This is a genomic window from Rossellomorea aquimaris, from assembly GCF_020172085.1.
In the GTDB taxonomy this organism is placed as follows: domain Bacteria; phylum Bacillota; class Bacilli; order Bacillales; family Bacillaceae_B; genus Rossellomorea; species Rossellomorea aquimaris_E.
On the sequence record NZ_JAIVAT010000007.1, the window covers coordinates 449,471 to 474,604 of the forward strand.

Annotated in this window: 25 protein-coding genes; 12 read left to right on the top strand and 13 right to left on the bottom strand. The window is 45.2% G+C overall.

What is annotated here, in order from left to right; translation table 11 throughout:
* The first annotated feature begins 5 nt into the window (after nucleotides 1–5).
* Together LCL96_RS14865 and LCL96_RS14870 are read left to right on the top strand one after the other, a co-directional pair.
* Nucleotides 6–455 carry a flavoprotein gene (locus LCL96_RS14865; RefSeq protein WP_224942278.1) on the top strand — a complete coding sequence of 150 codons (450 nt, stop codon included), beginning with the start codon at nucleotides 6–8 and terminating at the stop codon, nucleotides 453–455.
* A gap of 413 nt (nucleotides 456–868) precedes the next feature.
* The gene (locus tag LCL96_RS14870; protein ID WP_224942279.1) at nucleotides 869–1,552 is read left to right on the top strand and encodes an adenine nucleotide alpha hydrolase; all 684 of its coding nucleotides are present in this window, start codon (nucleotides 869–871) and stop codon (nucleotides 1,550–1,552) included.
* A 61-nt stretch (nucleotides 1,553–1,613) separates the two neighbouring features.
* Here the strand turns inward: LCL96_RS14870 and LCL96_RS14875 are convergent, their stop codons facing one another.
* From LCL96_RS14875 to LCL96_RS14885, 3 genes are read right to left on the bottom strand one after another with little or no spacing between them, the layout of a single operon-like run.
* Nucleotides 1,614–2,708 (bottom strand): Ger(x)C family spore germination protein, encoded by a 1,095-nt coding sequence (locus tag LCL96_RS14875; protein WP_224942280.1) that lies wholly within the window; start codon nucleotides 2,706–2,708, stop codon nucleotides 1,614–1,616.
* A complete protein-coding gene (locus tag LCL96_RS14880) occupies nucleotides 2,705–3,799 on the bottom strand; it encodes a GerAB/ArcD/ProY family transporter (protein WP_224942281.1) in 1,095 nt (364 codons plus the stop codon). The genes LCL96_RS14875 and LCL96_RS14880 overlap by 4 nt, the downstream gene beginning before the upstream one ends.
* A gap of 32 nt (nucleotides 3,800–3,831) precedes the next feature.
* Complete coding sequence (locus LCL96_RS14885) at nucleotides 3,832–5,238, bottom strand: spore germination protein (protein WP_224942282.1); 1,407 nt, start codon at nucleotides 5,236–5,238, stop codon at nucleotides 3,832–3,834.
* A gap of 236 nt (nucleotides 5,239–5,474) precedes the next feature.
* On the opposite strand from LCL96_RS14885, the gene LCL96_RS14890 reads away from it, so the two are divergent.
* Both LCL96_RS14890 and LCL96_RS14895 read left to right on the top strand, forming a co-directional pair.
* Entirely contained in the window at nucleotides 5,475–6,338 is an 864-nt protein-coding gene (locus LCL96_RS14890; protein WP_224942283.1) for a protein phosphatase 2C domain-containing protein, read from the top strand.
* A 233-nt stretch (nucleotides 6,339–6,571) separates the two neighbouring features.
* Nucleotides 6,572–8,215, top strand: coding sequence for a CoA-disulfide reductase (locus LCL96_RS14895; RefSeq protein ID WP_224942285.1), 1,644 nt, complete (start codon nucleotides 6,572–6,574; stop codon nucleotides 8,213–8,215).
* Between the two features lie 185 nt (nucleotides 8,216–8,400).
* Here the strand turns inward: LCL96_RS14895 and ahpF are convergent, their stop codons facing one another.
* Nucleotides 8,401–9,927, bottom strand: a complete 1,527-nt coding sequence (ahpF, locus tag LCL96_RS14900) for an alkyl hydroperoxide reductase subunit F (protein ID WP_224942287.1) — start codon at nucleotides 9,925–9,927, stop codon at nucleotides 8,401–8,403.
* Nucleotides 9,928–9,939: 12 nt separating this feature from the next.
* Nucleotides 9,940–10,503, bottom strand: coding sequence for an alkyl hydroperoxide reductase subunit C (gene ahpC, locus LCL96_RS14905; protein WP_034761584.1), 564 nt, complete (start codon nucleotides 10,501–10,503; stop codon nucleotides 9,940–9,942).
* A 140-nt stretch (nucleotides 10,504–10,643) separates the two neighbouring features.
* Here ahpC and LCL96_RS14910 point away from each other — a divergent pair, with 140 nt between their 5' ends.
* The 3 genes from LCL96_RS14910 (at nucleotide 10,644) to LCL96_RS14920 (ending at nucleotide 13,117) form a co-directional block, all read left to right on the top strand.
* Nucleotides 10,644–11,105 carry a geobacillin-26 family protein gene (locus LCL96_RS14910; protein WP_224942288.1) on the top strand — a complete coding sequence of 154 codons (462 nt, stop codon included), beginning with the start codon at nucleotides 10,644–10,646 and terminating at the stop codon, nucleotides 11,103–11,105.
* A gap of 172 nt (nucleotides 11,106–11,277) precedes the next feature.
* Nucleotides 11,278–12,543, top strand: a complete 1,266-nt coding sequence (locus LCL96_RS14915) for an MFS transporter (RefSeq protein ID WP_224942289.1) — start codon at nucleotides 11,278–11,280, stop codon at nucleotides 12,541–12,543.
* The gene (locus LCL96_RS14920) at nucleotides 12,497–13,117 is read left to right on the top strand and encodes a TetR/AcrR family transcriptional regulator (protein WP_224942290.1); all 621 of its coding nucleotides are present in this window, start codon (nucleotides 12,497–12,499) and stop codon (nucleotides 13,115–13,117) included. Before LCL96_RS14915 ends, LCL96_RS14920 begins: the two co-directional genes overlap by 47 nt.
* Before the next feature lie 323 nt (nucleotides 13,118–13,440).
* Here LCL96_RS14920 and LCL96_RS14925 read toward each other — a convergent pair whose 3' ends face one another.
* The 4 genes from LCL96_RS14925 to LCL96_RS14940 all read right to left on the bottom strand — a co-directional run bounded on the left by LCL96_RS14925 (nucleotide 13,441) and on the right by LCL96_RS14940 (nucleotide 17,942).
* The gene (locus tag LCL96_RS14925) at nucleotides 13,441–14,553 is read right to left on the bottom strand and encodes a GerAB/ArcD/ProY family transporter (protein WP_224942291.1); all 1,113 of its coding nucleotides are present in this window, start codon (nucleotides 14,551–14,553) and stop codon (nucleotides 13,441–13,443) included.
* 21 nt (nucleotides 14,554–14,574) lie between these two features.
* Complete coding sequence (locus LCL96_RS14930; RefSeq protein WP_224942292.1) at nucleotides 14,575–15,744, bottom strand: Ger(x)C family spore germination protein; 1,170 nt, start codon at nucleotides 15,742–15,744, stop codon at nucleotides 14,575–14,577.
* A complete protein-coding gene (locus LCL96_RS14935) occupies nucleotides 15,741–17,216 on the bottom strand; it encodes a spore germination protein (protein ID WP_224942293.1) in 1,476 nt (491 codons plus the stop codon). Before LCL96_RS14935 ends, LCL96_RS14930 begins: the two co-directional genes overlap by 4 nt.
* A gap of 150 nt (nucleotides 17,217–17,366) precedes the next feature.
* Nucleotides 17,367–17,942, bottom strand: coding sequence for a type 1 glutamine amidotransferase family protein (locus tag LCL96_RS14940; RefSeq protein ID WP_224942295.1), 576 nt, complete (start codon nucleotides 17,940–17,942; stop codon nucleotides 17,367–17,369).
* A gap of 292 nt (nucleotides 17,943–18,234) precedes the next feature.
* Here LCL96_RS14940 and LCL96_RS14945 point away from each other — a divergent pair, with 292 nt between their 5' ends.
* From LCL96_RS14945 to LCL96_RS14955, 3 genes are read left to right on the top strand one after another with little or no spacing between them, the layout of a single operon-like run.
* On the top strand, nucleotides 18,235–18,660 hold the full coding sequence (locus LCL96_RS14945) for a DMT family transporter (RefSeq protein WP_224942297.1): 426 nt from the start codon (nucleotides 18,235–18,237) through the stop codon (nucleotides 18,658–18,660).
* Between the two features lie 12 nt (nucleotides 18,661–18,672).
* Complete coding sequence (locus LCL96_RS14950) at nucleotides 18,673–19,371, top strand: Crp/Fnr family transcriptional regulator (protein WP_224942298.1); 699 nt, start codon at nucleotides 18,673–18,675, stop codon at nucleotides 19,369–19,371.
* Nucleotides 19,372–19,383: 12 nt separating this feature from the next.
* Nucleotides 19,384–19,860, top strand: coding sequence for a DMT family transporter (locus tag LCL96_RS14955; RefSeq protein ID WP_224942300.1), 477 nt, complete (start codon nucleotides 19,384–19,386; stop codon nucleotides 19,858–19,860).
* 56 nt (nucleotides 19,861–19,916) lie between these two features.
* On the opposite strand, the gene LCL96_RS14960 is transcribed toward LCL96_RS14955, so the two are convergent.
* Nucleotides 19,917–20,693 (bottom strand): phosphatidylserine decarboxylase, encoded by a 777-nt coding sequence (locus tag LCL96_RS14960; RefSeq protein WP_224942301.1) that lies wholly within the window; start codon nucleotides 20,691–20,693, stop codon nucleotides 19,917–19,919.
* A 90-nt stretch (nucleotides 20,694–20,783) separates the two neighbouring features.
* Between LCL96_RS14960 and LCL96_RS14965 the strand changes: the two genes are divergently transcribed.
* Complete coding sequence (locus tag LCL96_RS14965) at nucleotides 20,784–20,975, top strand: hypothetical protein (RefSeq protein ID WP_224942302.1); 192 nt, start codon at nucleotides 20,784–20,786, stop codon at nucleotides 20,973–20,975.
* Nucleotides 20,976–21,112: 137 nt separating this feature from the next.
* Here LCL96_RS14965 and LCL96_RS14970 read toward each other — a convergent pair whose 3' ends face one another.
* Nucleotides 21,113–21,790: a hypothetical protein gene (locus LCL96_RS14970; RefSeq protein WP_224942303.1), complete on the bottom strand. Its 678-nt coding sequence runs from the start codon at nucleotides 21,788–21,790 to the stop codon at nucleotides 21,113–21,115.
* 97 nt (nucleotides 21,791–21,887) lie between these two features.
* The gene (katG, locus tag LCL96_RS14975; protein ID WP_224942304.1) at nucleotides 21,888–24,104 is read right to left on the bottom strand and encodes a catalase/peroxidase HPI; all 2,217 of its coding nucleotides are present in this window, start codon (nucleotides 24,102–24,104) and stop codon (nucleotides 21,888–21,890) included.
* Between the two features lie 288 nt (nucleotides 24,105–24,392).
* Here katG and LCL96_RS14980 point away from each other — a divergent pair, with 288 nt between their 5' ends.
* Nucleotides 24,393–24,800 (top strand): Gmad2 immunoglobulin-like domain-containing protein, encoded by a 408-nt coding sequence (locus LCL96_RS14980; protein ID WP_224942305.1) that lies wholly within the window; start codon nucleotides 24,393–24,395, stop codon nucleotides 24,798–24,800.
* 16 nt (nucleotides 24,801–24,816) lie between these two features.
* Here the strand turns inward: LCL96_RS14980 and LCL96_RS14985 are convergent, their stop codons facing one another.
* Complete coding sequence (locus LCL96_RS14985) at nucleotides 24,817–25,095, bottom strand: hypothetical protein (RefSeq protein ID WP_318246433.1); 279 nt, start codon at nucleotides 25,093–25,095, stop codon at nucleotides 24,817–24,819.
* Nucleotides 25,096–25,134: the final 39 nt, after the last annotated feature.

Sequence of the window (25,134 nt, forward strand, 5' to 3'; positions counted from 1 at the left end):
TTATCATGGACAATCAATCGTTTAGAGACGTTCTAGATGCATTTTTACAAGCTTGGGAGAAATCATCACTCACAGAATTGGAGAGATTTATTTCTACTGAGTATGAAGCGCGGGAAGTCAGGGATGGAGAGATGGAGGCATTCGGATACGCGGAATCAATCGAAGGCTGGAGGCAAGGATTTGAGTTTGTGAAAGGGAAGGGTGCAGCATGGGAGATCCGGGAAGTGGCGGTCATACCCATGAAAGAAGATGAGGTCATGGCTGTCTTGTTTGCCACCATCTTACTCGATAGTAAACCGATGGAAACCGGCAACCTATTCTTCGATACCTTCAAGAATGTAGATTACAATTGGAAGCTAGTTAGAAGTTACATCGAGACGGGAGTTGAGAGAGGACTTGTTAGAGGATCTGCTAGAGGATCTGCTAGAGGGACGGACCTCAAATTGGACTTGTGAGAGTTCGTTCGCTTGGAGTTTGGAGGTCCGTCCCTCTTAATAGGGTAATTCGCCGATAAATTTGAAATATCGCCGATAAAATGAAAATTTCGCCGTTATATTGTGGATTTCGCCGATAAAATCCGAATTTCGCTGATAAATGGATGTGCAGGTGGCTAATACACTGTCAAAGGCTGGAAGAATCCAGTATTTACGTTATTAAGTTATCGAATTTTTACTTAAAGATGCATTTTAACTGAGGGAAACGGTGAAAAAGTCGTGAGTGATGTCCTAAGTACAGGGAGATCTATTACGATTTATAGAAAAAATCATCAACTGAAGGCTGAAGCACACTCCGGCTTTTTTTATTTGAGTTATAAGACAGGGTTTGGAATAATGAATAGTGAGAAAACTCGAAAAAACGGAGGTCCCATATGAAAACAGTCATCGCCTACAGTGGTGGAAAAGATTCCACCCTGGCATTATATAAAATTCAGCAAAATCCCGATTATGAGGTGGATTCACTTCTTGTCACACTCACGGAAGGCTTCGACCGTGTATCGATTCACGGTGTCCGCTATGAAATGTTAAAGCAGCAGTCGAAGGCCCTTGGCATTCCGCTCAGGGAAGTATGGATTCCGCAAGATTGCCCGAATGAGGTGTACCAGGAACGGATGGGAAAGGCGGTCTCCGGCATGCTTGATGACGGAATCACTCATATGATCTTCGGGGATATTCATCTCGAGGATGTGAAGGCGTATCGGCAAGAGATGCTTGAAGGAACGGGGATTACACCGGTCTTTCCTATTTGGGGTCGACCTGTCCAAGAACTGGGACGTGAATTTATCGAACTTGGGTTCAAAACCGTTCTTACCTGCGTCGATCTGGAGCAGCTGGATCGATCCTTCGCGGGAAGAGTATATGATGAGGATTTTCTAACAGATTATCCTGAAAGCTGCGATGTTTGCGGAGAAAATGGCGAATTTCACACGTTTGTGTTTGACGGACCGAATTTTGAATGTCCGATTCCGTACGAGCTGGGAGAGGAGCGGGTGACACCGGATTATCTGACAAATAAAGATCGGTTTTTATATAGGGATGTTGTGCCGATTAAGTGATCAAACTCTATACGAATGATTGAATGTAAAAACGGCCAAAGGAAATTTGGCCGCTTTCCATCTACTGGAGATTTTGAGTCTCAATAATATCAACGCGGACCTTTGGTTTAAAGACCACTTGTTGGTAATCTTGTTTCCACGTATCAGGATTCCAGGATTCATGATCGTTTGTAGAGAAATATTTTGCGACGCCTAAAGCATCACTATTGGCTTTAAGTAATAAGTCAGTAAGCTCTTTCGTTTTTTTGGTCAGTTCTTTTGAAGCAATCGTATTGAGTGTTTTGATCGTTTTATTGGTTTTGTTTTCATAGTAACTTATGATCCTCACTTTAAAGTCAGCAGCAATCGTGCATATCACTTTTTCATCTTCTTTTGTTACTTCTATATTGGTCCTTGCTTTTTCAATGCCAATGACTAAAGGCTGGCTTAACCTATCTGATTCGATGCTTAGCTTCGTCCCCCTCTTAATATCATTTCGTAATAGTAAGAGCAGTGAGGTTTGACCGGTGGAGAGGGTGTGCCCGCTGAACCGATCTCCATTGAATAAAGCAGAACCCGCAAGCTTCAGGTTGTCCCCCTTATCTTTTTTAATATAAGGAATGATGACATCCTTTGTGTCGTCTGATATTTCATTCCAAGCTGTAAACACCGTATGTTCAGGAATATAGCCATCCTTGACACAACCGGTCAACAGGTTATCAATCTGAAATACGATAGGGCTATCTTGAATATCCAAAGAGAGAATATCGCTCCCCAATCCCTCACTTATCAGAATTCGAGAGGAAATATACGCATGGGTGGAGCGAATAATCGGTTCAACTATGGGAGTCAGTCCTTTTGTCTTGGCCAGATCTTCCCCCATAATCAGAATAAACGCTTTCCCCACGTCCAAATTGCCGGATACTTTATTTTGAAAATCCGTTTCGATTTCCGATACGGTTTTACTTTCAGATATGTAAAATTCATCCTTCACGTCGAGGTTCCCTGCACCAGAACTGCGAACATTAATCGCCCTTACTGTTCCGAGGATGTCATCGGACTCTTCTGCTACGTCAAAGCTAGCGCCGTTCACAAGACGATTGTCTTTTAACTGATTTTGGTCCCAGCACCCTGACAGTAAGAACATCGCAATGAACAAAATGGGAATCTTTTTCAAGAGGATACCTCCTTTCCGTGCTTTTTAAATAGGAATGAAAGTAATAGCAACAGGCCTGGAATGGTGAATACGACACCATAGCTTAAGTATTCTAAGGTAAGTGAATACAGCTTTTGGGAAGCTGGATCTTTTTTTGCAATGGTAAATAGAACGAAAACCAATGCGCTATTCATAATGACCAGGTGTTGAGGTTTCCCTTTATAGAATGTGAGACTTTTACCGCCTAAATGTATAAAGATGACGATCGATACTGCCAGGGGCACAATCCAGATGGATACAAAGAGCATGTCAAGACGGTCAATCATTTGAAAATGGAGTGGACGCAAAAAATAGATAACCGGGTATTTGATTTTATCCAAGGCCGATTCGCTGAAAATCAATATGCAGAGCATCACAAAATAGGAGGTCAACCCTGTTACGAAGACATTGGCCCATGTGACCACTTTTAAAAACGTGGTTCCCTTCTTGGAGGCAAGTGGATATAAAAACAGGATGATTTCAAATCCTAATACGGATAGCAGACAATCTTTACCTCCGAGAATAATGTTCTTCATGCCACTGCTCCCCAGAGGAAGAATATGATGGAGGTCCATAGGCAAAGAAAACGAAAAAAAGGAGAACCCGAATTTAGCCACAATGAGAAGGGATATGAGCACAAAGAACCTGGCGATGATCCGGATGTCACTAATGGCTAAATAGGTACAAGTCAGCATCATGACTAGCCCCAGGACCCAATAAGGAGTGTCTAATAACAGATGTTCTTTGATGATGGTTGAAAACTGTAATAAGACAAATGCCGCGGCCAGGATAAAATAAACAAAGATAATGATATTGATAAAAGTCCCCGTCATTTTTCCAAGTAAAAATGTGGAGATTTCGGAGTAGGTCAATTGGGGAAATCGCCTTAATAACAGCCAAATGATGACTAAAAATAACTGGATCACCAATCCTGCCAAAAGGACTGACATCCACCCGTCTCCTTTACTGGTCGCTTGCAACACATTTGGCAATGTCAGAATGCCGAATCCGACTTGGGTTTGAACCATAAGAAAGAAAATTTGCACGTTCGTTAGGGATTCTGTCTTTGACATGGGCAATTCCACACTTTCCTTATCTAAATTTCCTACGTTTGTTTTAAGGAGTGATTTTTCTTCTTGGTTTTGATGATGGAATCTTTCAGTCCCCTTAAATGTAATGGTGCAACTGGCTGCAGGTAAGGCTTTCCGAACGACTCCAATCGGCATAAATGGATCAATACGACGGTAAGGGCGAGAACAATTCCTAAGAAACCAAACGTATTGGCGGCTAGCATGATCGGAAAAGCCATAATTCTGGCACCTGTTCCCATTTCATTGACAGGTGCTACGAAAGAGGCAATGGCCGTAAGTGCGATGACGACAATCATCGTGTTGGAAACAAAACCGGCTTCTACGATGGCCGTTCCGATGACTAACCCGCCGACGATCCCAATTGTTTGGGCGATTGGCGAAGGAAGACGAATGGCGGCTTCCTTCAACAGCTCGAGGACAAGCTGCATCGCCATGGCTTCAAATAATGGAGGAAGCGGCACGTAGGCAATTTGAATCCTGATCGCATACAGAATCCAAAGAGGCAGAACTTCTGAATGAAAGGATACGACCGCAATATAGATGGCAGGTAAACAAAGTGCCACTAAAAAGCTGAAAATCCGGATTAGTCTGAAGAAAGATCCAATCAGCCACCTGCTATTATAATCATCAGGTGATTGATAAAAACTAAAAAAGTCGATCGGGGAGATGAGGACGTTAGGATTTCCATCGACTATGATAACGGATTTCCCTTCCAATAAATAGGCGGATGCCCGATCAGGCCTTTCTGTTGTCAGTAGTTGTGGGAAAAGGGAATAACGATTATCCTCGATTAATTCTTCTAGCTCCCCGGTTGATTGGATTTCTCCTACATCTATGCTGTCCATTCTTTGAAATAAGACGTTTAAAGGATCATGCTCCACCAATTCCTCAATATACACAATCGATGCTTTTGTATTGGTTTTAGATCCGAGAGTGTAACTTTTTATTTGGAAGCTGGGATCTTTCACTCTTTTTCTGAGCAAGAAGATATTCTTGTTCATATTTTCTGTAAATCCATCATGGGCCCCTGTGATGGTATGCTCGTTTTGAGGCTCTTGGATGGCTCTTTCATTATCTGCACCAACAGGTATCAAAAGAGCGGTAGGGTCATCTTCTGCAACGAGAGCACAGCTTCCTTGGAGTAGACTTTTCACTGTGGATTCTAAATCGCTTGTCCTGCTATATTCTGCGCTATTAATGACCGTTTCCGGGATTGTTTCTGCCTGGGAGTTCAGGAGCGGCTCGATAATATTTCGTTCTATTAAGTTTTTATCCACTAAAGAATCAATATAAATGAGTTGGCAAGGGGTATTCAGAAAGGTTAAATCCCTGATCTTAAAATCTTCAGCCTCATAGACGGCGGCTTTTATTGCTTCGATATTTTCTTTCATGATCGTTGATAGTTTGTCTGAAGAACTCATTCATGGCTCACCCGCCGTTCAGTTAGTGTTTCTTTTATGGTTGCCTGAAATGGTGTTTTTATGTTCGATAGTTGGAAAAGGCAGAGGGGTAAATGCGATCGTAATAGGACAATTTTTTATCAGAATATAATGGAAACGTGTAATATGGGAGGTGTAGGTTTCAATAAGACAATTGATTTACATATCCGGAAATGAATGATAGAAGTTGATTACACAACCTACTAGGAGGGAATCACATGAAATTACATCACATCACGATTAAAGGGGACGGACCTTTAAACGAAGACGCGTTGATTATGAATGAGAAGCTATCATTATTCGGAGTCGCAGACGGTGTATCTTCTTTAGTGCCGTTCATTTTAGAAGAGAACCTGACGGGTGGGTATATGGCTTCCCACATGGTAAAAGAACATATGGAGTCCAGTGATTTGGATAATCAGTCATTGCTTCAAATTTTAACGAAGAGTAATGAATGTTTACATAACAAAATGAGGGAATATGGAATCGAGCTCAAGAATAAAGATGATCTTTGGGGGACCGCCGTTGCTGTGGTTCGGTTAGTGGAGAACGGGATCGAGTTCATCCAAACAGGGGACTGCATGATCCTCGCCGTGTATGAGAGCGGAGAGGTCCGTCCCTTAACAAGACTTCAGGTCGAGCACTTGGAAGAGTATGCAATTGAAATATGGAGGGAGTGCATCCGAAGGGGATTCAGGACCAGGGATGACATCATACCTCACGTGAAAGAACAGTTAATCGCCAACCGAAAGAAGAGTAATACGGTAGAAGGGTATGGTGTTTTGAATGGGGAAGAGGAAGCTGTGGACTATTTCGAATACGGAAAGATCAATAAGGTGGGCGTTACCCATCTAATCCTGATGACGGACGGACTGTTCCTGCCGGCGGAATCAATTCCAGAAGGAGAATCCTACTGGGAACACACAGCCGAAAGCGTCCTCCAAAAAGGAATCAAGCAATATGCCCAAGACCTCATCAACCTAGAAGAAACAGACCCCCAATGCATCACCTACCCACGATTCAAAAAAAGCGACGACAAAGCCGGCATCGTGCTGGAGTTTGATAGAGGGACGGACCTATGAAGTAAGGTTTGGAACAATGGATAGGGTGTATAGAGAGGGACGGACCTCCACACAGGCTTGAGTGTATGAGTATTTGATGCGAATGGAGGTCCGTCCCTCAATGTGTCACAAAATATACACGCAGGGGTATATTGATTTCCAGAAAAAGAGTCATATAATAAAAGTGTAAGGAATACTTATTGGATGATTTGTGAAACACTTAACAAACTTTATTCGGAAAGAGGGAAAGGGTCATGAAGAAGAAAATCGTGATTGTGGGTGGAGTTGCCGGGGGAGCCACTGCAGCAGCAAGGCTTCGCCGTTTAAGTGAGGAAAATGAGATCATCATGGTGGAAAAAGGAGAATACATTTCTTTCGCTAATTGCGGGCTACCGTATTATATCGGGGAGGTCATTACGAACAGAGAGGCACTATTGGTTCAAACTGTGGAGGGGATGTCCAAGAAGTTCAATTTGGATATTCGAAACCTTAGTGAGGTAGTGGAGATCCACCGTGACCGTAAGACCGTTTCAATTAAGAAAGTGGAAACGGGAGAGATGTATGAAGAAAGCTACGATAAACTAATCCTCTCTCCCGGTGCGCGTCCAATTGTTCCACCACTAGAAGGTCTAGAGGAAGCAAAAAATGTCTTCACTCTACGCAACGTCCCTGATACAGACCGAATCAAAGCATGGGTCGATGAAACGAAACCGGAAGAAGCGGTGATCATCGGCGGAGGATTCATCGGCCTTGAAATGGCTGAAAACCTGCATCATCGGGGAGTCAACGTGACGGTGGTGGAGCTAGGGAACCAGGTGATGGCACCGATTGATTATGAAATGGCAGCGATTGTCCACCGTGAACTGAAGAATGCCGATGTGGATTTGTACTTAAATGATGGAGTGAAAGCCTTTAAAGATAACGGACGTACCATCGTCCTTCAAAGCGGAAAGGAATTACACAGTGACCTGACCATTCTGTCCATCGGGGTCAGACCTGAAAATGAACTTGCCGGGAAAGCGGGACTTACACTTGGTGAACGCGGAGGGATTGTGGTTAATTCCCATCTTCAAACCGATGACCCTGACATCTACGCTATCGGGGATGCGATTGAAGTGAAGGATTATATACAGGGAGTTCCTGCGATGATTCCACTTGCCTGGCCCGCGAATCGTCAAGGACGCCTAGCTGCAGATCATATCAATGGAAAAGATGCAGAGTATAAAGGCAGTCTCGGAACATCCGTTGCTAAAGTCTTCGATTTGACCGTGGCGGCAACAGGTAATAATGAAAAAGTATTGAATCGCCTTGGAGTAGAATATGAAGCGGTGCACATTCATCCAAACTCCAATGCAACGTACTATCCAGGAGGAAGTCAGCTTTCTCTAAAATTACTATTCCATCCTGAAACAGGTGAGATATTCGGTGCCCAGGCTGTCGGATACAAGGGAGTCGAGAAACGGATCGACGTCATTGCAACGGCCATCAAAGGGAAGTTGAAGGTATGGGACTTGGCCGATCTTGAGCTTGCCTATGCCCCTCCTTATTCATCTGCCAAAGACCCAGTCAACATGGCAGGGTATGTAGCAGGAAATGTTGTCGATGGTGAACTGAGCGTTGTGCATCATCACGAGATTGATGACATCGTTAAAAAAGGCGGGTATCTCCTGGACGTGAGGGAGCCGGAAGAAAGAGAGTGTGGCTTCATCATGGGATCTGTTAATATTCCACTCGGACAGCTGCGGGACAGGTTGGATGAACTCCCTGAACAGCAGCACATCTACATCAACTGCCAAGTAGGATTAAGAGGATACCTTGCAACCAAAATCCTCACCAACAACGGATTCCAAGCCAGCAACCTGAGTGGCGGCTACAAAACATATGTATTGGGAAAATAAAATCGGAGGGACGGACCTTCTGTTTCGGTGAAACAGAGGTCCGTCCCTCTCTCTTTAATAGTAAATAATATAATAGATATGTTAAAATTTAGGTGGTTAATAGTGTAATACAGGAATAAGAATCCCGAAAACAGAAAGAGGTCCGTCCCTCAAAACGAGGGACGGACCTCCATAATCCATTCATCTTAGTTCCGAATCAGATAGTCAAACGCGCCAAGTGCAGCGGTTGCTCCTGATCCCATGGAGATGATGATTTGGTTGTAGGCACTGTCTGTACAGTCTCCTGCGGCGAATACGCCAGGGACGTTGGTGGCACCGTGTTTGTCGACGATGATTTCACCGAATTTCGTGCGTTCTACAAGATCGCCGAGCCAGTCTGTGTTAGGAACAAGACCGATTTGGACGAATACCCCTTGCAGTTCGACGTGTTTCTCTTCACGAGTATCACGCTCGGTGTAGGTAATGCCGTTCACCTTATCCGTACCCGTGATCTCCTGCGTTTGAGCGTTCGTGATCACTGTCACGTTCGGCAAGCTGTAAAGACGTTTCTGCAGCACGTCGTCGGCTTTCAGTTCGGAATTGAACTCAAGGACCGTTACGTGCTTGACAATTCCTGCAAGATCGATGGCTGCTTCGACACCGGAGTTTCCTCCGCCGATGACAGCGACATCTTTCCCTTCGAACAGAGGTCCGTCACAGTGAGGGCAGTATGCCACTCCTTTGTTCTTGAACTTCTCTTCACCAGGAACGCCGATGTTGCGCCAGCGTGCACCTGTTGAGATGATCAAACTTTTACTCTTCAGGACAGCACCGTTTTCAAGCTCAAGCTCCACAAGGTCTTTTTTCTCGAGGCGGCTTGCACGCTGAAGGTTCATGACATCGATGCCATAGTCCTTCACATGCTCTTCAAGACTCGCCACAAGTTTCGGACCTTCCGTCTGCTTCACGCTGATGAAGTTCTCGATGCTCATCGTGTCAAGGACCTGACCACCGAAGCGTTCTGCGACGATTCCTGTACGGATTCCTTTACGTGCAGCATAAATAGCCGCGCTGGCTCCAGCAGGACCGCCACCTACGACAAGGACGTCATATGGGTCTTTATCCGATAGCTCATCGGCACTTGGACCTTGTACAATTTTAGATAGAATTTCTTCTAAGCTCGTTCGCCCACCGTTAAAGAATTCCGCATTCAGGTAGACTGTAGGGACTGCCATAACGTTCTTGCGTTCCACTTCTTCCTTGAAGGCAGCTCCATCAATCATCGTGTGCGTGATGTTCGGGTTCAGGACACTCATGATGTTCAGTGCCTGCACGACATCAGGGCAGTTATGACAGCTTAGGCTGACATACGTCTCGAAGTGGTGTTCGCCTTTGACACTCTTGATCTGGTCAATGACGCTTTGATCCACTTTCGGTGCTCTGCCGCTCACTTGAAGAAGGGCTAGAACCAAGGATGTGAATTCATGCCCAAGAGGGATCCCGGCAAAAATGATGCCGGTTTCCTCACCAGGACGATTCACGCTGAAGCTAGGTGTTCTTGTCAGTTCAGTGTGTTCAACACTGATGCGTGATGACATGGAAGATAGCTCATCAACAAGAGCCACCATATCCTTTGAAATGTCATCTTCCCCTGCACTGACTTTCAGGACGATGTCGCCTTCCATCATCTGCAGGTACTGTTCTAATTGTGCTTTAATATCTGCTTCGAGCATGCGTAGCACTCCTTATAATTTACCAACTAGATCAAGGCTTGGCTTAAGTGTTTCAGAACCTTCCTGCCATTTAGCCGGGCAAACTTCGCCTGGGTTGTTACGTACATATTGTGCAGCCTTGATTTTGCTTACTAAGATGTCTGCGTCACGGCCGATTCCGCCAGCGTTGATTTCAACTGCTTGGATGACACCATCTGGATCGATGATGAATGTTCCGCGGTCAGCAAGACCATCTTCTTCATTAAGTACATCGAAACCGCGAGTGATGCGTTGAGACGGATCACCGATCATTGCGTATTTGATTTTACCGATTTTTTCAGAGCTGTCGTGCCAGCCTTTATGTGTAAAGTGCGTGTCCGTAGAAACAGAATATACCTCTACGCCAAGCTCTTTAAGTGTTTCGTAGTTATTTTGAAGGTCTTCAAGTTCTGTCGGGCATACAAATGTGAAGTCTGCAGGGTAGAAGCAGAAAATGCTCCATTGACCTTTTAGGCTTTCGTCTGTAACAGTGATGAACTCACCATCTTTGAATGCTTCTGCTTTAAATGGTACGACTTGTGAACCGATTAATGACATAGTGTAAATTCCTCCTAAGTAGTGGTGTTTGATTGAGAATCATTAACAGATTGTAATAATTCTAATTCGATATTCATTATTATATATTTACGTTTTTTTGTCAAGGGAAAAGCTTCTATATTTAGAAAAGGGGGATTTTCATGTTCAAAAACGCAATGATAATAGTATTCCTGCTCGCTTTGTTTCCTATGCAGGTCAATGCTGCTACATCAAAGGTTATAGTAGAGGGAAGTGCGGGTGGTTTCCATTATAAAATGATCAAGGAAGACCGTACGATATTTTGGGAAATTGGTTCTAAGAAACATGAGAAGACGTTCAAGCAAAACAGTGAGAATAAAGGATATGTGGAGAGTTTTCGGGAAGCTGTGAGTGAAGCAGAAGTTCACCGTTTTACTCTGGTGGCATCGGCTGGGTATTTTGTTTTTGTCGGGATTATAGCATGGATACTTTATAAAAAAAGAAGTAATATATTTTGGCAATTGAGATTGTTCATTGCCTTTCTGGCTTGTGGTGCGGTTTATTTTGCGGTTACGAATTATATCGAAATGCAGGCAGCGCTTCAGGATGCAGGATATTATTATGGAGTGCTGGTGGTGGAGTAAAGTCAGACATACTGATTGAGGAATAAGAAGACCTCCTTTTCACTATGATGAAGAGTGGGTCTAATGATTATTTTTAGAAAATTTTAAAAAGTAGGTTGCAAAATGACACTGGTGTCGATATAATGAGATTAATAAAACGACACTAATGTCATTTTAAAAAGGGGAGATTCAAATGGAGAACTCTTTACGAAAAAACAAATCGTTCATCACACTGATGACGGCACAGGCCATTTCGGGGCTTGGGGATTGGTTAAGTATTGTGGCGATCATTACACTTGTCGGGTTAAAATGGGAAGCAACACCGATGCAAATGTCATTGATCATATTGAGTCTGGCATTGCCGATGGCTCTCCTTGGACCGGTCACGGGTACGATAGCTGACAGGATGGAACGGAAGACGCTGATGGTGTTTTCCGATGTGGTGAGGGGTGTATTGATTCTGCTCCTGACCCTGGCGACGAATGTGTGGATGGTATATGGATGCTTGTTTCTGACGGGGATGTTCTCCTCGGTATTCATTCCTGCGAAGAACGGGAAGTTGAAGGAACTGGTGGCCAACGAGAACATCAAAGGGGCCATGTCGCTTTCATCTACAATCGATTCAGGCACGAAAGTCATCGGTCCACTTGTGAGCGGGATACTCGTATCACTGATCGGCACATACAACGTCTTTTATCTAGACTCCGCCACCTTCTTCCTATCGGCAATCCTCATCTTCCTGTTGCCGAAAGCCGTCAAGGAAGTGGAAGTAGAAGTGGAGAAGAGGGACGGACCTTCCTTTAAAGAGGAAATCAAAGTCGGTTTTTCGTTCATTAAGAAAAGCAGCTTCTTATTATATGGATTGTTTTTGCTGGGGGTCAGTTTATTGATACTACAGTTATCGGATTCCCAATTCATTGTCCTGTTGCGTCAATTGACGGACGTTTCACCTAATCTCCTCGGGTATTTGGTGTCGAGTGCAGGTGTCGGGATGCTGCTAACAGGAATTTATCTTTCAAGGAAAACCGAGTACAATGCATTTGTCTTGATGTGTATCGGAGTGCTTGGGATCGGCCTTGGATTTGGATTGATGGGGGTTCTGACGTATTTTGACCTGAGTCTGTCGATGCTCTGGGTGCCCGCTCTTGGTCTAATGGCAGGAGCATCTGCCGGCTTCGTCTTCATCCCTTTCCAGGCAGCGACCCAGGAGAAAACACCCGTTCACATGACAGGCAGGGTCTTCGGCGTCGTCAACAGCACGACGACAACGGCAACGATCATCGGTCCGCTGGCAGGGGGAGCCCTTGCCACGTTGATTGGAATCATCCCGTCTTTTATCGTGACAGGTTCATTATTGATCGTATTATTCATCGTTTCAATCACAGTTAAGAATAAAGTAGAGGAGGAGACGGATGTCACCGAAAGTCAGTCAGGAACACAAGGAGCAGCGCCGCTCTAACTTATTGCAGGCCGCCCGTGAGGTCTTTATAGAGCATGGATATGAAAACACCACGATGAAGCACGTCATGGAGAAGGCAGGTGTCAGCAGGGGCGGATTGTATCAATACTTTGAAAATAAAGAGGATCTCTTTGAAGCCTTGATTGAGGCAGAGCAAGTGGAGGTCATCGAGGGAAGCGTCCAGGCGATGCTGAAACAGCAGGGGAGTTATTGGGACGTTCTGCTTATGAGCTTTCTCGGGGAAAGTAAGGAGGCAACGAATGAGATGGATGCCCTCGCCCCTTCCAAGCTTGAATACTTTATCACGGGACGGAATGATGAAAGGAAGAAGGAACACGCCAGGAAACGATTCACTCAGGCGTATCAAATGACCGTCAATATTATAGAGGCAGGTGTCAAAGCAGGGGAATTCACTCCTAGGTTTGATGCAGAGGTGATGGCAAAGGCTATCATCTCCCATATCGACGGGATGGCAATGGATCATGCGATTCTTGATTCTGAAACGATTCTGTTGAAGGAGCAGACGGAGTTGTTAATAGGATATTTGAAGTGGGGATTGGGTGTAGCGGAGTAGGATGGGAACGATGATATAATTGAGATTTCGCTGATGAAATCGGAAATCGCCGATAAAATTGAAATTTCGCCGTTAAAATCCGGAAATCGCCGTTAAAATTGAGATATCGCTGATGAAACCCGGAAATCGCCGTTAAAATTGAAATTTCGCCGTTAAAATCCGGAAATCGCCGTTATAATTGAGATATCGCCGATAAAATCCAGATATCGCCGTTAAATTTAAAATTTCGCCGATAAACCCTTCATCTCGAAGTCCCACCAACATACAAGGGGACAGGTACCACAGACCGATCCGGTCCACGGTGCCTGTCCCCTCGGCTTTTTTTATCCTGAACGCTGTTCTCCCTTCCCCTTTCTCGTTTTCCAAAATACGACCACCCCCAATAGAAACGGCAGGACGAATTGAATCGGAATATGAAGATAATATGGGACAAGCTTCAAACCAACATATAAATGCTCGGCAATGTCTCGGCTTCGATGGAGGGACAGGAGATACACGGCCGCCATTAAGAGGAAGACGTGCCAATTCTTCTGTTTCTTCTTGAATAGCTGGGTGAGGACGACTCGTGCAGCATACATGAAGACGGAGACTTTTATGAAACCTCCTCCGATTAACAGGAGGTAGGTGAAGATTTCCATATGCTCGATGATCCCTAAATATGTGACCAATTCCATCGCTTTTACAAAAGGGAAGTAATAGGTGCTTGCAAAGGGGGCATGTAGGATCCCGATGACCAGCTCCATGGTGATCATGATGATCACGCCGGCAATGACGATTGGAATCCAAACGAACTTCTGCAGCTTTTCTTTTTGGGCAGTGAGTGGAAGCAACACGAGAAATACGACTAGTTCCCCATAAGGGAAAGTCAGTCCTGTCGGGAAAATCATGCTCCTGATTGGTTTCCATCCATGGGAGAAAAGAGGGAGCAGGTACCGTGCCTGAAATTCTTCCGAGAAGAAACCGAGCAGCCACAATACGACCAGGATCAAAAAGGAAAAGAAGGTCATGATCACTGCGCTTCTCGCAATCGCCTCGATCCCAAGCATCACACTATAGCCGACAATGAGCAAAAAAGGAACAGAAGCAATCCAGTTTGGGGCATCGGGATAAAGAATCTGAGTAGTGAAAAAGGCAAAGTCATTCATGACCCTGGCTGCTATGTAAAGAAAGTAAAAACTAAAAATGAAAGCAATGATTTTGGCCAAAAAGGAACCGAACCCCATTTGCAATAGGGGCACAAATTCCTTCCATGAGCTTTTCTTTACGATAAGAAGATAGAAGTAGAATAAGAGGATGCCGAATCCTATTTCCATTGCAATCGCCCAAATGCTGTCTTCCATGGCGGTAAAGTTCAGACCGACCACAATGGTACTTCCTGTCAGAAAGAGAAGCATCATGGAACATACTTCAAGCGTGGACATAGATACCTTATTCATGTTTTCCCTCCTCCTTTTGTATTATTGTTTAATATGGCCGAATCGAATGAATTCGACATTGACACTGGTGTCTACATTTACATTCGATAGAAAATCTTTCTCGTTCCTCTTTTTTGCCCAAATATTCGGCTCCTGGCGATAAAGGGCATCTTTCAGCCCAAGTACGTCTGTACCGTCTTCTTGAGCCTTCTTGATGACCGCCTCTATATCAGCCTTGATTTTTTTCTCCAATTGAGACTTCAGTGTATTTTTAAGAGAGAGCTTTGTAAGATCCTTTCCGCATCCGATTTGCTCGAGATTTCCTTTGACCTTCACCTTTACACGGAACGAGACTGGTTGGGTTTCTGCTTTCAGGGAGGAGGAAGTGGAAATTGTATTCATCGTGAATTCATCATCTGAATCCGGACATGGTGCCGAGATGTTTACAACCTGATCGATTCCTTTCATAAGAGCCAACGAATTGCTTTCTTCATTGGTTAAGTAGGAAGAAAACTTCTCTCCTTTAAAAGTCGCAAACCCTTCAAGAGAAATATGGGCGGCTGGGGAAAACTCTTCTATATTCCCCTTGGTCATGCCTTTGTCGATATCCCCGTGAATCTCCACATAAGGGATGATGATATCCGACGTATGGTCTGTTAAATAACTTAGGATCCGTTCCGATGAAGAGTTCACTAGATTTCCCCAGACTTCTTTCGAATTTTTCAGCATCGTATTCGTATATAAGGCAGTCAGTTTCTCCTGGGGGGTGAACAATGTTAAAAATAATTCGGGACGATCATTTTTGACAATGATAGTGTTAATGCTCGCCGGAACCCTGGGATTGCGGACGAGAAAATCCAATGTTTCATTCAAACCCTCCTCTTTTACAAGTCTTTCGCTCAAGGTAACCACTTGTAGAGTATCGAGAATCGGTTCTTTCAACGTTTCTTTCTTGATTTTTTCGATGGCTTCCGGTATGGTTTTGCCTTTTTGGGTGTAGGTGAATCCGCCTGTCGGATCCACTGAATTCTTCTGGTTGGCCGAAGGGTTGAAAACCTGCAGGGTAACGACATACTGGTCATCCAATTGATCAATCCCGAGGCCAGACACCAGTTCGACTTCATTTAATTGGCTATTCTTTATATATCCCACAATAATCGATCCCAACAGGATGAACAAAATGGTGATGAGACGCAATTTGGATAAATTCACGAGTCATTCTCCTTTTTCGGCTGATCTTCCATCTGTTCCTCTTTATGAAATGCGGGAATGGACTGGTTAATTTCAGGTATCGGCTTCCGGATGAAGACATCCTTTTGCAAATCCCGTCGTGTAAAGGGTGAGATCGGTGCAAGGTACGGGACCGAGAATGATCTCAGGTAGCAGAGATGAACCAATAACATTAATGTGAATAAGGCAATTCCGTATAATCCAAGTAAAGCTCCAATCAAGATCAAACTGATTTTAAGAATCCTAACGGAATAATTCATGGATGCAATCGGAATGATGCTAGAATAGATAAACGAAATACTGATGATCACCAGAGTGATGGGCTGTACGAGCTGTGCTTCCACAGATGCCTGGCCGAAAACGATGGCGCCAAACAGAGAGATGGTGATGACAAGGTTCTGTGGTAGACGGCTCGAGCCTTCATAGATGGCATCGGTCAGACTTAATACAAGAAGTGTTTCAAAAACGGTGGGAAACGGGACGGACTGCTGCTGTGCCGTGAAACCCACCAATAAATTTACCGGCAGAAGACCTTTATGAAAGGTCGTGAATGCCACATACAAGGCAGGGATATAGAGCGATAACCAGAAGAAAATAAATCGTAATGGCCGTACGTATTTGGTGGCTTCGCTGTTTAAGTAATAATCATCTGGCGATTGGAAGAATTGAATAAGCACAGCCGGCGCAATTAGAACGAACGGGGTTCCATCTACGACGATGCACACCCGACCCTCAAGGATTTCCGCTGATGCCACATCCGGCCGGTCAGAATTCAAAACCAATGGAAAAAGCGATTTTGACTCTTTTGTCAAATACTCGGTAATATAATTCGAACCGATGACAGAATCATAGGTCATTTCGTTTAGCTTCTTTTTAATGCTGGATAAAATCTCGGTATCGACCATGTTCTCTAGGTAAACAAGCGTGACGGACGTATTGGTGATCTTCCCGTAAGTTTGGGTGTCAACCTTTAGCGTCGGATTTTTGATGTATTTGCGAATAAGGGCTACATTCCCGCTTCGGCTCTCGGTAAAGCCGACATCCGGCCCCTGGACAGTGCGTTGTCCCTTTGGATTGGAGAGGGACCGTTCCATCCATTTTGATGTATCTGCAGAGAGAACGTCCGCTTCGCCTTCAAAAAGGATGACAGTGGCACCATTCACCAGCTTTTCAATGACCTTGCTAGTGTCTTGAACGATCTCTATATCTCTGACCTGAAGGACCTCTTGGATTAGAAAAGGGAAGGAAAACTCCTCTTTCTCAGGCACTGATTTTTGCAGCAAAGGTTCGATAATATGTTCCTGAATGGACATCGTATCCACAATGTTTTCTATGTAAAGCAGGCAGGCTGGAAGGTGACCGCCGGGTAGCTTTAAATACCGGGATTTAACATCCGAGCTTTCCCCGAAGGATGCAAGAAGGCCTGAGACTCTTTCTGCTAAGTTCTGATTCATTACGCTCACCCTTTTGGTAGTGTCAATAGGATAGTATGCGCTGAAGGGGTGTAAGTCATTCTTACGATAGTTGAAATGATAAAAGGTATCCAACGTTCTTGTCACGCTGGCGTTTATTGAAAAAGAGCCAGGGTCTCCTGGCTCTTTCTTCTATTCCTGGACGGACCCGATTTTAAAGAGTTCATACCATCCTTGAATGTCTTTCTCGTCACAGACATTCAATTCCAGTAAAATGTTTCTTGAAAATTCGAGTGCTGCGGTTCCATTCGCCGTGATCAGCCCATTGTCGCGTACCGATGGTTTGGCAATGTAGTGTTCCTCGCCGCGATATTGAGGCGCTCCCTCTTTTAAATAAGGAAGAGAATTTCCCGTATGCTTATGGTGATCGAGGAATCCGTGTATGCCAAGGAATGTCGTGGCATCACAAATGGCCGCGACTGGGATGTTTTTTTCGAAGCAATCCTGTACAATCTTCTTTACCTGTTGATTCTTTTCTTCGCGCCATGTGGTTCCGCCTGGCATGATCAACATGCTGAAGTCCGATGGTACATCCTCCAAGCTGTAATCGGGAAGAACCTTCAATCCTCCCATGGAAACCTTAGGCTCCTTATCAATGGCAATCGTTTGAACCTGATAGCCCGTCCACGATTTGTTCAACTCCGCCGTGACGTAACTTGCTTCCCAATCGGCGAAGCCGTCTGTGATAAACACCAACACTCTTTTCAAATGCATCCCCTCCTTGTTATATTTTACCATAGGGGTTGGCTGCGAGAGAGGGATGACTTAGTAAATTTGAAATCGCTGATAAAATGGGGATTTCGCTGATATATTTAAAATGTCGCTGATAAAATCCGTATTTCGCTGATATATGGAAAATTTCGCTGATAAATGAGTAAGAGGCAAGAAATATTATATGTAAACGCATACCCAATCCCCCATACGCACATCCTTAGGACATATGTCCTTTCACAAAACCCCAACCTCCTATTAAATAGAACAAAGAATAGGAGGATGAACGATGAAAGGTGCTTTATTTGCTCTGTTAGGAGGACTTTGCATCACGATGCAGGGGATCTTCAATGCACGGATGAGTGACGCGATCGGCGGGTGGCATACGACTTCGATGGTCCACCTGGTGGCGTTTATTATATCGATGACCATATATATGAAAGTTAGGGATGGAAAAGGAAAGAGTTTCAGGCAGGTGCCGTTCCTGTATTTGATCGGCGGCACGTTCGGAGTGATCGTGGTGTTCTCGGAACTGACGGCGATCCACAGTATCGGGCCGGCAGCGGCGATCGCAATCTTGCTCGTCGCACAGATCGGAACGGCCTTCCTCATAGAATCACGGGGATGGTTCGGGGAAAAGAAAATCCCGGTCACGCCTCGGCAGGTTGTCGGACTCACGATGATGCTTGCAGGAGTGATTCTGTTTCAATTGTAGAAAAGGAGTCGGATGATGAAAGAAATCCAAGGTGCTCAACCAGACCGTTATATTACACAGTTTGAGCTGGACGATTTATTTCCAGCTGATTTCAGAAATAAGATCAACATGTACTCTTTTGAAAAAGAAGACGTTTTATTTTCCACAGGAGAAGAGCTCGACGAACTGTATTTTCTCATGGAAGGGAAAATCAAGATCTTCACGCATTCACCGGAAGGAAAGCTGTTAATCAACCGATTCAAACGGCCCCTTGCCTTGATCGGGGATGTGGAATATTCGAAAGGGACAGCGGTCCTTAATTCAGTGGAAGCCGTCACGGATGGGGTGTTCCTGTCGGTAGGTTTTACCGATTTGGCAAGGCTAGAGAAAGAGAACCCCGCGATCATGCGCTTTCTGTTTGATACCGTGGCCCACAAGTTTTATACCGAAATGAGTATCACAAGCATGCACATGCTGTATCCCGTCGAAGTAAGGCTCGCAAGCTACTTGCTATCCATTTCCGAAGCAGGCGAAGGGACCATGTTCCATCAGGAAATGCACACGTCCAATCTCATGGAGCTTGCCGAATGGATCGGCACGAGCTACCGCCACCTGAACCGGGTGCTGAAGAAGATGGCAACGGACGGTCTCATCGAAAGGGTCAACGGCTCCATCACCATCAAAGACCTGGAACAACTCAGTATCCTTGGAAAAGGAAACATCTACGAATAAGGAGGAACTCACATGTTCGGAATCGGATTAGCCATCATAGCAGGCATCCTGATCAGTCTGCAAAACGTATTCAACGCCCGTGTCAGTGAAAAAACAGGCCCATGGGCGACCACGAGTCTTGTCCTCGGACTCGGCCTCGTTTGTTCACTGCCGGTTTTCTATACAATGGAAGATAAAAGTCTCTTGGATTTCAGCGGTGTGAATCCCGTGTTTCTTTTTAGCGGAGTGTTCGGCGTCGGAATCGTGTTCTTCTTGATGAGGGGAGTCACGCTGATCGGCCCGGCGTATGCGATTTCCATTGCGCTTATTTCACAAATCATCATCGCGTTCATGGTCAACACAGGAGGCTGGTTCGGGTTTGAACCGTCTTCATTGTCCTGGGAGAAACTTCTCGGGATTGGCCTGTTGATTGGCGGGGTGTTGGTGTATAAGCTGGAGAAGCAGAATGAGGAGCAGATTGAAGAAGAAAGAGAAAGTATAGGGGCGTGATGCCCAATAACATAGAGAAGGCGCATGCTCCTTAATGGGGGCATGCGCCTTTTCGTCTATGAATGCCACTTTCCAATTTCCTCACCCATCCTCACTGGGCCTTTTTCCCGGGTGAAGCTGAACTTCCCTTTAGGAACACAGATGACGACCGTCGAGCCAAATGAGAAGTACCCATACGAATCACCGCGATGAACGGTGTCTGCTTCATTCGTCCGAACGATCGAGTTCACATTCAGTGCCCCGACCATGACATGAGCAAGAGGAGATCCTGCCACATCGAATCGGGAGACGAGTCGATAATTCCGGGTTAGTGGACGGAGACCGTGCTTCAGTCCGAGCTCGTTCACGGGATCTGCGTGTTTCCCGAGCGTGTAGACTTCCTCCACTTTCGCATCGATCGGCACATGAACGCGGTGGTAATCAGTCGGGCTCAAGTAGAAGATGAGAACTTGTCCGCCCGCGTAGGGTGCTGCTTTCTCTTTAGATCCCAATAGTTCTTCCACCGTATAATCCTGACCTTTGACCATAAACGTGCTCTCCGGGGTCAAATCGTCGACGACGGAAAGATATCCGTCGCACGGACTGACGAAAGCATCGGGGGAATCGGCGACCGGTCGCGCACCAGGCTTTAATTCCCGTGTGAAAATATCATGAAGGGTGCCATAGTCACGGAGTCCCCGTGTGGCTTCGTCCATATTCAGCTTATAGAGTTTGGCAAAAGAGGCGATGAACGGTTTGCTCACTTTTGATTGAGCGAATCGTCGTAGTCCATTTGCGATGACGGGATGTCCGTTCAATTCGAATACTTTTCGATAAAATGTGGTCCTAATCATGTATGGTCACGTCCTTTAAGGGATGGTATGAGTGTTCCTTCATTCGTCTGTTCGATTTGTTGATAATAATGGAGGAAGGGGGATTTGTCAATGGATTTGTGGGGAGAGAGGGGCGGGATGAAAAGGGATCCGGCTGGCGTTATTTTGTCTGCTTTTGGAGGGGAAGGTCTTTGGATGGTCTGTTTTAGCTGGAGTGGTATCTTGAAAGGGTCTCAGATGGCTGGATTTGAAGTGTCATTCTTGATGAGTACGGTCTTCGCAGAGGAATTAAACGGGTTTTGACTTTTTTTAAACCGGTTTCCTGATTATTAATCCTCAAATGAATGTATTCATCCTGAATTCTCATTTATTAATCCAAAAATACAATAATTAATCCTCCGTGTCGAATTTTCTTTAATCTAACTAAAAAGCCCCTCTCATCAACGGATAGGGGGGACTTTGATTGAAAAAAATTGCTCTTTTACAAATTGATATTCCTCTTTTGAACTCCTCAGCAGTCCATACCTTACTTTATCATAAATGGGAATGATCTCGGTTGGTCCTTCGATTCTCTTAAACCATTCAGATAGTGTTTCGTGATGCCGTTTCTTTTGAGAAGCGGTTAAACACTGCTCCCATTTTATGAGTAAGACCCTGACCCCATCCATATTTTGAAGCGATAGTGGTTCTCGAACATCCTTCTCATACACATCCGTTTTAGGTAAAGGGGTGCGTTGATCCATGAAAACTTCCTGTAACTCATCCCGCTGCTTATTGCGTCTTTTGGCTAAGAAATAAAACAATAGGAGCACCAGTACTATGGCTCCAATGGCAGCTTTCATACGTGATCCACCTTTGTTTCGGATGTCTGCTACTAGATCGGGGCCACCTATGATTCTATACAAAACTCTCCATTTAGGTGGTTCTCCATTCCATTCCTCCCACTTCGAATTTGAACTTACAACGATAGGGGGAGCGTCTGATTCCATGACTTTCTCTTCGACTGAAAAATGAGATTTGATTTTATTGGTCATCGACATGGACGATAGGGTAAACAAATATCCTATACAGGAGCTGAGCAATAAAAAGAGAAGGGTGAAGAATAATTTCTTTTTCATGGATTTCCCCTTTACTACGTGTTTGTAAGATAATGGTAACAAAATCCAGACTAAAGAAAAATCACGCCTCATCCCAAAGGACAAGGCGTGACACTCACTATCTCAAATCAAACCGATCCGCATCCATCACCTTCACCCACGCGGCAACAAAGTCACGGACGAATTTCTCTTGGTTATCATCCTGTGCATAGACTTCCGCAAGGGCACGTAAAACAGAATTCGAACCGAATACAAGGTCAAAACGTGTAGCCGTTCTCACGACTTCTCCTGTTTTGCGGTCGCGGCCTTCGTACTCATTGAACCCGACTGGTTTCCACTCAATGCCCATATCTAACAGGTTCACGAAGAAGTCGTTGTTTAATGTACCGACTCTGTCAGTGAAGACACCGTGCTTCGAGTCGCCGTGGTTGGCTCCAAGAGAACGCATGCCTCCGATGAGGACGGTCATTTCCGGTGCAGTCAAACCAAGAAGCTGTGATTTATCCACCAGCATTTCTTCCGGGCTGACGGCGAATTCCTGTTTCTGATAGTTACGGAATCCGTCTGATACCGGCTCGAGCACTCCGAAGTTCTCGACGTCGGTCTGTTCGGCAGTAGCGTCTCCGCGTCCAGGTGAGAACGGTACGGTTACGTCGAAGCCAGCATCACGAGCGGCTTTTTCAATTCCCGCGTTACCGCCTAATACGATCAAGTCCGCTAGGCTTACTTTTTTATCTAGCTTGCTTTGAAGGTCTTCGAACACACCCAGGACTTTTTCAAGCTGAGCCGGTTCGTTCGCTTCCCAATCTTTCTGAGGAGCTAAGCGGATGCGTGCCCCGTTTGCGCCTCCGCGCATATCGGAACCGCGATAGGTAACAGCGGATGCCCAGGCCGTTTTCACGAGCTCACTAACCGTTAAGCCAGTATCTAAGATCTTTTCTTTTAATGAAGCTACTTCACTATCTGATAGATCGTAGTCCACGGCTGGAACCGGATCCTGCCAGATTAACTCTTCATCCGGAACCTCTGGTCCCCAGTATCTTGCTTTCGGCCCCATGTCACGGTGAAGAAGCTTGAACCAGGCGCGTGAGAAGGCGTCGGCGAATTCGTCCGGATTCTCGTGGAAGTGACGGGAGATTTTTTCATAATCCGGGTCCATCCGAAGCGCCATATCCGCCGTTGTCATCATTGTTTTCACTTTGATGGAAGGATCTTCGGCGTCCGGTGCCATATGTTCTTCCGTCATGCCGACCGGAGTCCATTGGGATGCACCAGCTGCGCTCTTCGTTTTCTCCCACTCGTAGCCGAATAGAAGGTCGAAGTAGCCGTTGTCCCATTTTGTCGGGTTCGTTGTCCAGGCACCATCGACACCACTTGAAATCGTGTCACGACCTTTTCCGCTTCCGTATGAGCTGATCCAGCCAAATCCTTGATTTTCGATATCTGCCGCTTCCGGATCTTCGCCGACAAGGGCAGCGTCTCCGGCTCCATGTGATTTACCGAATGTGTGACCGCCTGCGACAAGGGCGACAGTTTCATAGTCGTTCATCCCCATGCGTCCGAACGTGTCGCGGATATCACGAGCACTTCCAAGTGGATCCGGTTCACCGTTCGGGCCTTCCGGATTGACGTAGATAAGCCCCATCTGGACGGCTGCTAATGGATTTTCAAGCTCGCGGTCACCTGAGTAACGGTTGTCGGCGAGCCACTCTTTTTCATTTCCCCAATACACATCTTCTTCAGGATGCCAGATGTCTTCGCGTCCAGCTCCGAATCCGAAGGTCTTCAAGCCCATAGATTCAAGGGCGACGTTACCTGTAAAGACGAGAAGGTCCGCCCAGGAGATTTTGTTTCCGTACTTTTGCTTGATCGGCCATAACAGACGGCGGGCTTTGTCCAGGTTGACGTTATCCGGCCAGCTGTTTAATGGCGCAAAGCGCTGTGCACCTGACGAACCGCCTCCGCGTCCGTCCGTTTCACGGTATGTACCTGCCGCGTGCCATGACATGCGGATGAAGAATGGACCGTAGTGACCGTAATCGGCCGGCCACCAATCCTGGCTGTCTGTCATCAGATTGTGAAGATCCTGCTTCAGGGCATCGTAGTCAAGCTTTGCGAATTCTTCCTTGTAATCGAAGTCTTCCCCCATCGGGTTGGATTTCCGGTCGTGCTGGCGAAGGATGCTGAGGTTGAGCATGTTCGGCCACCAGTGTTTGTTCGTCGTACCTCCAGGAGCTGTCGTCGTCGTGATGGCACTGTCCTTGTGATGAGTGAAAGGACATTCTCCAGATGCTGCTGTGTGATCCTTTTGATCAGGGCGATTTTGGTTTTCCATTACGATTCACCTTCCTGTTTTAAAATGGTGGGAGTAGCAACTACCACATAAATAGTGTGATAATTATAATAATTCTTAATTATCATTATAAAAGATTAGAATGTTTATTGAAAGCGTGAAGCTTCCAAGGATGGTGAATTTTAACATGGTGTTAACAAATCGAGATTTTTAGACACGTTGAGCCTGGCCGGAAGAGCATGATTGTATATGGAATGGAATACTAGTTAAGTAGTACTCCTTATAAAATGTCCTGTATAAGTTTGTTTTATAACATAAAAAGGGGGCGGAATGATGAAGAAATGGGTTTTGATTTTAGCTGTAGCTGTTAGCCTGGCTGCTTGTAATCTACAACCACCTGGTAAGGGAAAACCAGTGGGGACCAAAGATGTTATAGAAGAAAATCCAGTCTCTTATGAAAATGATTCCTTTAAAGAGGTAGTCGTCACTCAATCTGAAGATGAAATCATTGTGACGGGGAAGGCCCAAGTATTTGAGGGGGTTTTTCAATACGCTCTTTATAATGGAGAAATCGTGTTGGCAGAGGATCACTACCAAACAGAAGGGGCTCCTGCCTGGGGTGAATTTACCCTTACGTTTAAAAATGACTTGGTCACCAAAAATGAAATGAAACTTGAGTTGTTTTTCTACTCGGCAAAGGATGGGGCGAAAACGAATATCTTGGAAATCCCATTTTAGATGAGCTGTGTGCAGCTCATCTTTTTGTGTCTGCTTTCTTCTTTTTATAAAAATCATACCCAATCCCCGTGAAAAAAAGGAAAAGTAGTAAATAGAGCACGAACAACTCGGCTAATTCCATCACTCGAAAGGGACTGAAGGCATTATGCCATGCTTTCGAAACATCATATCCCTGTAGAAGGTCGAGACCCATGGAAAACGCCGTTAAACATCCCATCATTAAAAAGGTAATGCCCATGATTTTCATGAAGATCACACTCCTGCTATTAGGTTCTTCTCTTAGTGGGTGGTTCATACTGTTCTTCCTTTTGTTAAAAATTACATAGAAACCCCG

Coding starts and splice junctions, on each gene's coding strand:
- LCL96_RS14985 (WP_318246433.1), bottom strand. CDS start 25,095: ATGAACCACCCACTAAGAGAAGAACCTAATAGCAGGAGTGTGATCTTC.
- LCL96_RS14885 (WP_224942282.1), bottom strand. CDS start 5,238: ATGAGTTCTTCAGACAAACTATCAACGATCATGAAAGAAAATATCGAA.
- ahpF (WP_224942287.1), bottom strand. CDS start 9,927: ATGCTCGAAGCAGATATTAAAGCACAATTAGAACAGTACCTGCAGATG.
- LCL96_RS14965 (WP_224942302.1), top strand. CDS start 20,784: ATGGATTTGTGGGGAGAGAGGGGCGGGATGAAAAGGGATCCGGCTGGC.
- LCL96_RS14960 (WP_224942301.1), bottom strand. CDS start 20,693: ATGATTAGGACCACATTTTATCGAAAAGTATTCGAATTGAACGGACAT.
- LCL96_RS14945 (WP_224942297.1), top strand. CDS start 18,235: ATGAAAGGTGCTTTATTTGCTCTGTTAGGAGGACTTTGCATCACGATG.
- LCL96_RS14890 (WP_224942283.1), top strand. CDS start 5,475: ATGAAATTACATCACATCACGATTAAAGGGGACGGACCTTTAAACGAA.
- LCL96_RS14880 (WP_224942281.1), bottom strand. CDS start 3,799: ATGTCAAAGACAGAATCCCTAACGAACGTGCAAATTTTCTTTCTTATG.
- LCL96_RS14925 (WP_224942291.1), bottom strand. CDS start 14,553: ATGAATAAGGTATCTATGTCCACGCTTGAAGTATGTTCCATGATGCTT.
- LCL96_RS14865 (WP_224942278.1), top strand. CDS start 6: ATGGACAATCAATCGTTTAGAGACGTTCTAGATGCATTTTTACAAGCT.
- LCL96_RS14950 (WP_224942298.1), top strand. CDS start 18,673: ATGATGAAAGAAATCCAAGGTGCTCAACCAGACCGTTATATTACACAG.
- LCL96_RS14980 (WP_224942305.1), top strand. CDS start 24,393: ATGATGAAGAAATGGGTTTTGATTTTAGCTGTAGCTGTTAGCCTGGCT.
- LCL96_RS14910 (WP_224942288.1), top strand. CDS start 10,644: ATGTTCAAAAACGCAATGATAATAGTATTCCTGCTCGCTTTGTTTCCT.
- LCL96_RS14935 (WP_224942293.1), bottom strand. CDS start 17,216: ATGAATCAGAACTTAGCAGAAAGAGTCTCAGGCCTTCTTGCATCCTTC.
- katG (WP_224942304.1), bottom strand. CDS start 24,104: ATGGAAAACCAAAATCGCCCTGATCAAAAGGATCACACAGCAGCATCT.
- ahpC (WP_034761584.1), bottom strand. CDS start 10,503: ATGTCATTAATCGGTTCACAAGTCGTACCATTTAAAGCAGAAGCATTC.
- LCL96_RS14870 (WP_224942279.1), top strand. CDS start 869: ATGAAAACAGTCATCGCCTACAGTGGTGGAAAAGATTCCACCCTGGCA.
- LCL96_RS14920 (WP_224942290.1), top strand. CDS start 12,497: ATGTCACCGAAAGTCAGTCAGGAACACAAGGAGCAGCGCCGCTCTAAC.
- LCL96_RS14895 (WP_224942285.1), top strand. CDS start 6,572: ATGAAGAAGAAAATCGTGATTGTGGGTGGAGTTGCCGGGGGAGCCACT.
- LCL96_RS14970 (WP_224942303.1), bottom strand. CDS start 21,790: ATGAAAAAGAAATTATTCTTCACCCTTCTCTTTTTATTGCTCAGCTCC.
- LCL96_RS14915 (WP_224942289.1), top strand. CDS start 11,278: ATGGAGAACTCTTTACGAAAAAACAAATCGTTCATCACACTGATGACG.
- LCL96_RS14955 (WP_224942300.1), top strand. CDS start 19,384: ATGTTCGGAATCGGATTAGCCATCATAGCAGGCATCCTGATCAGTCTG.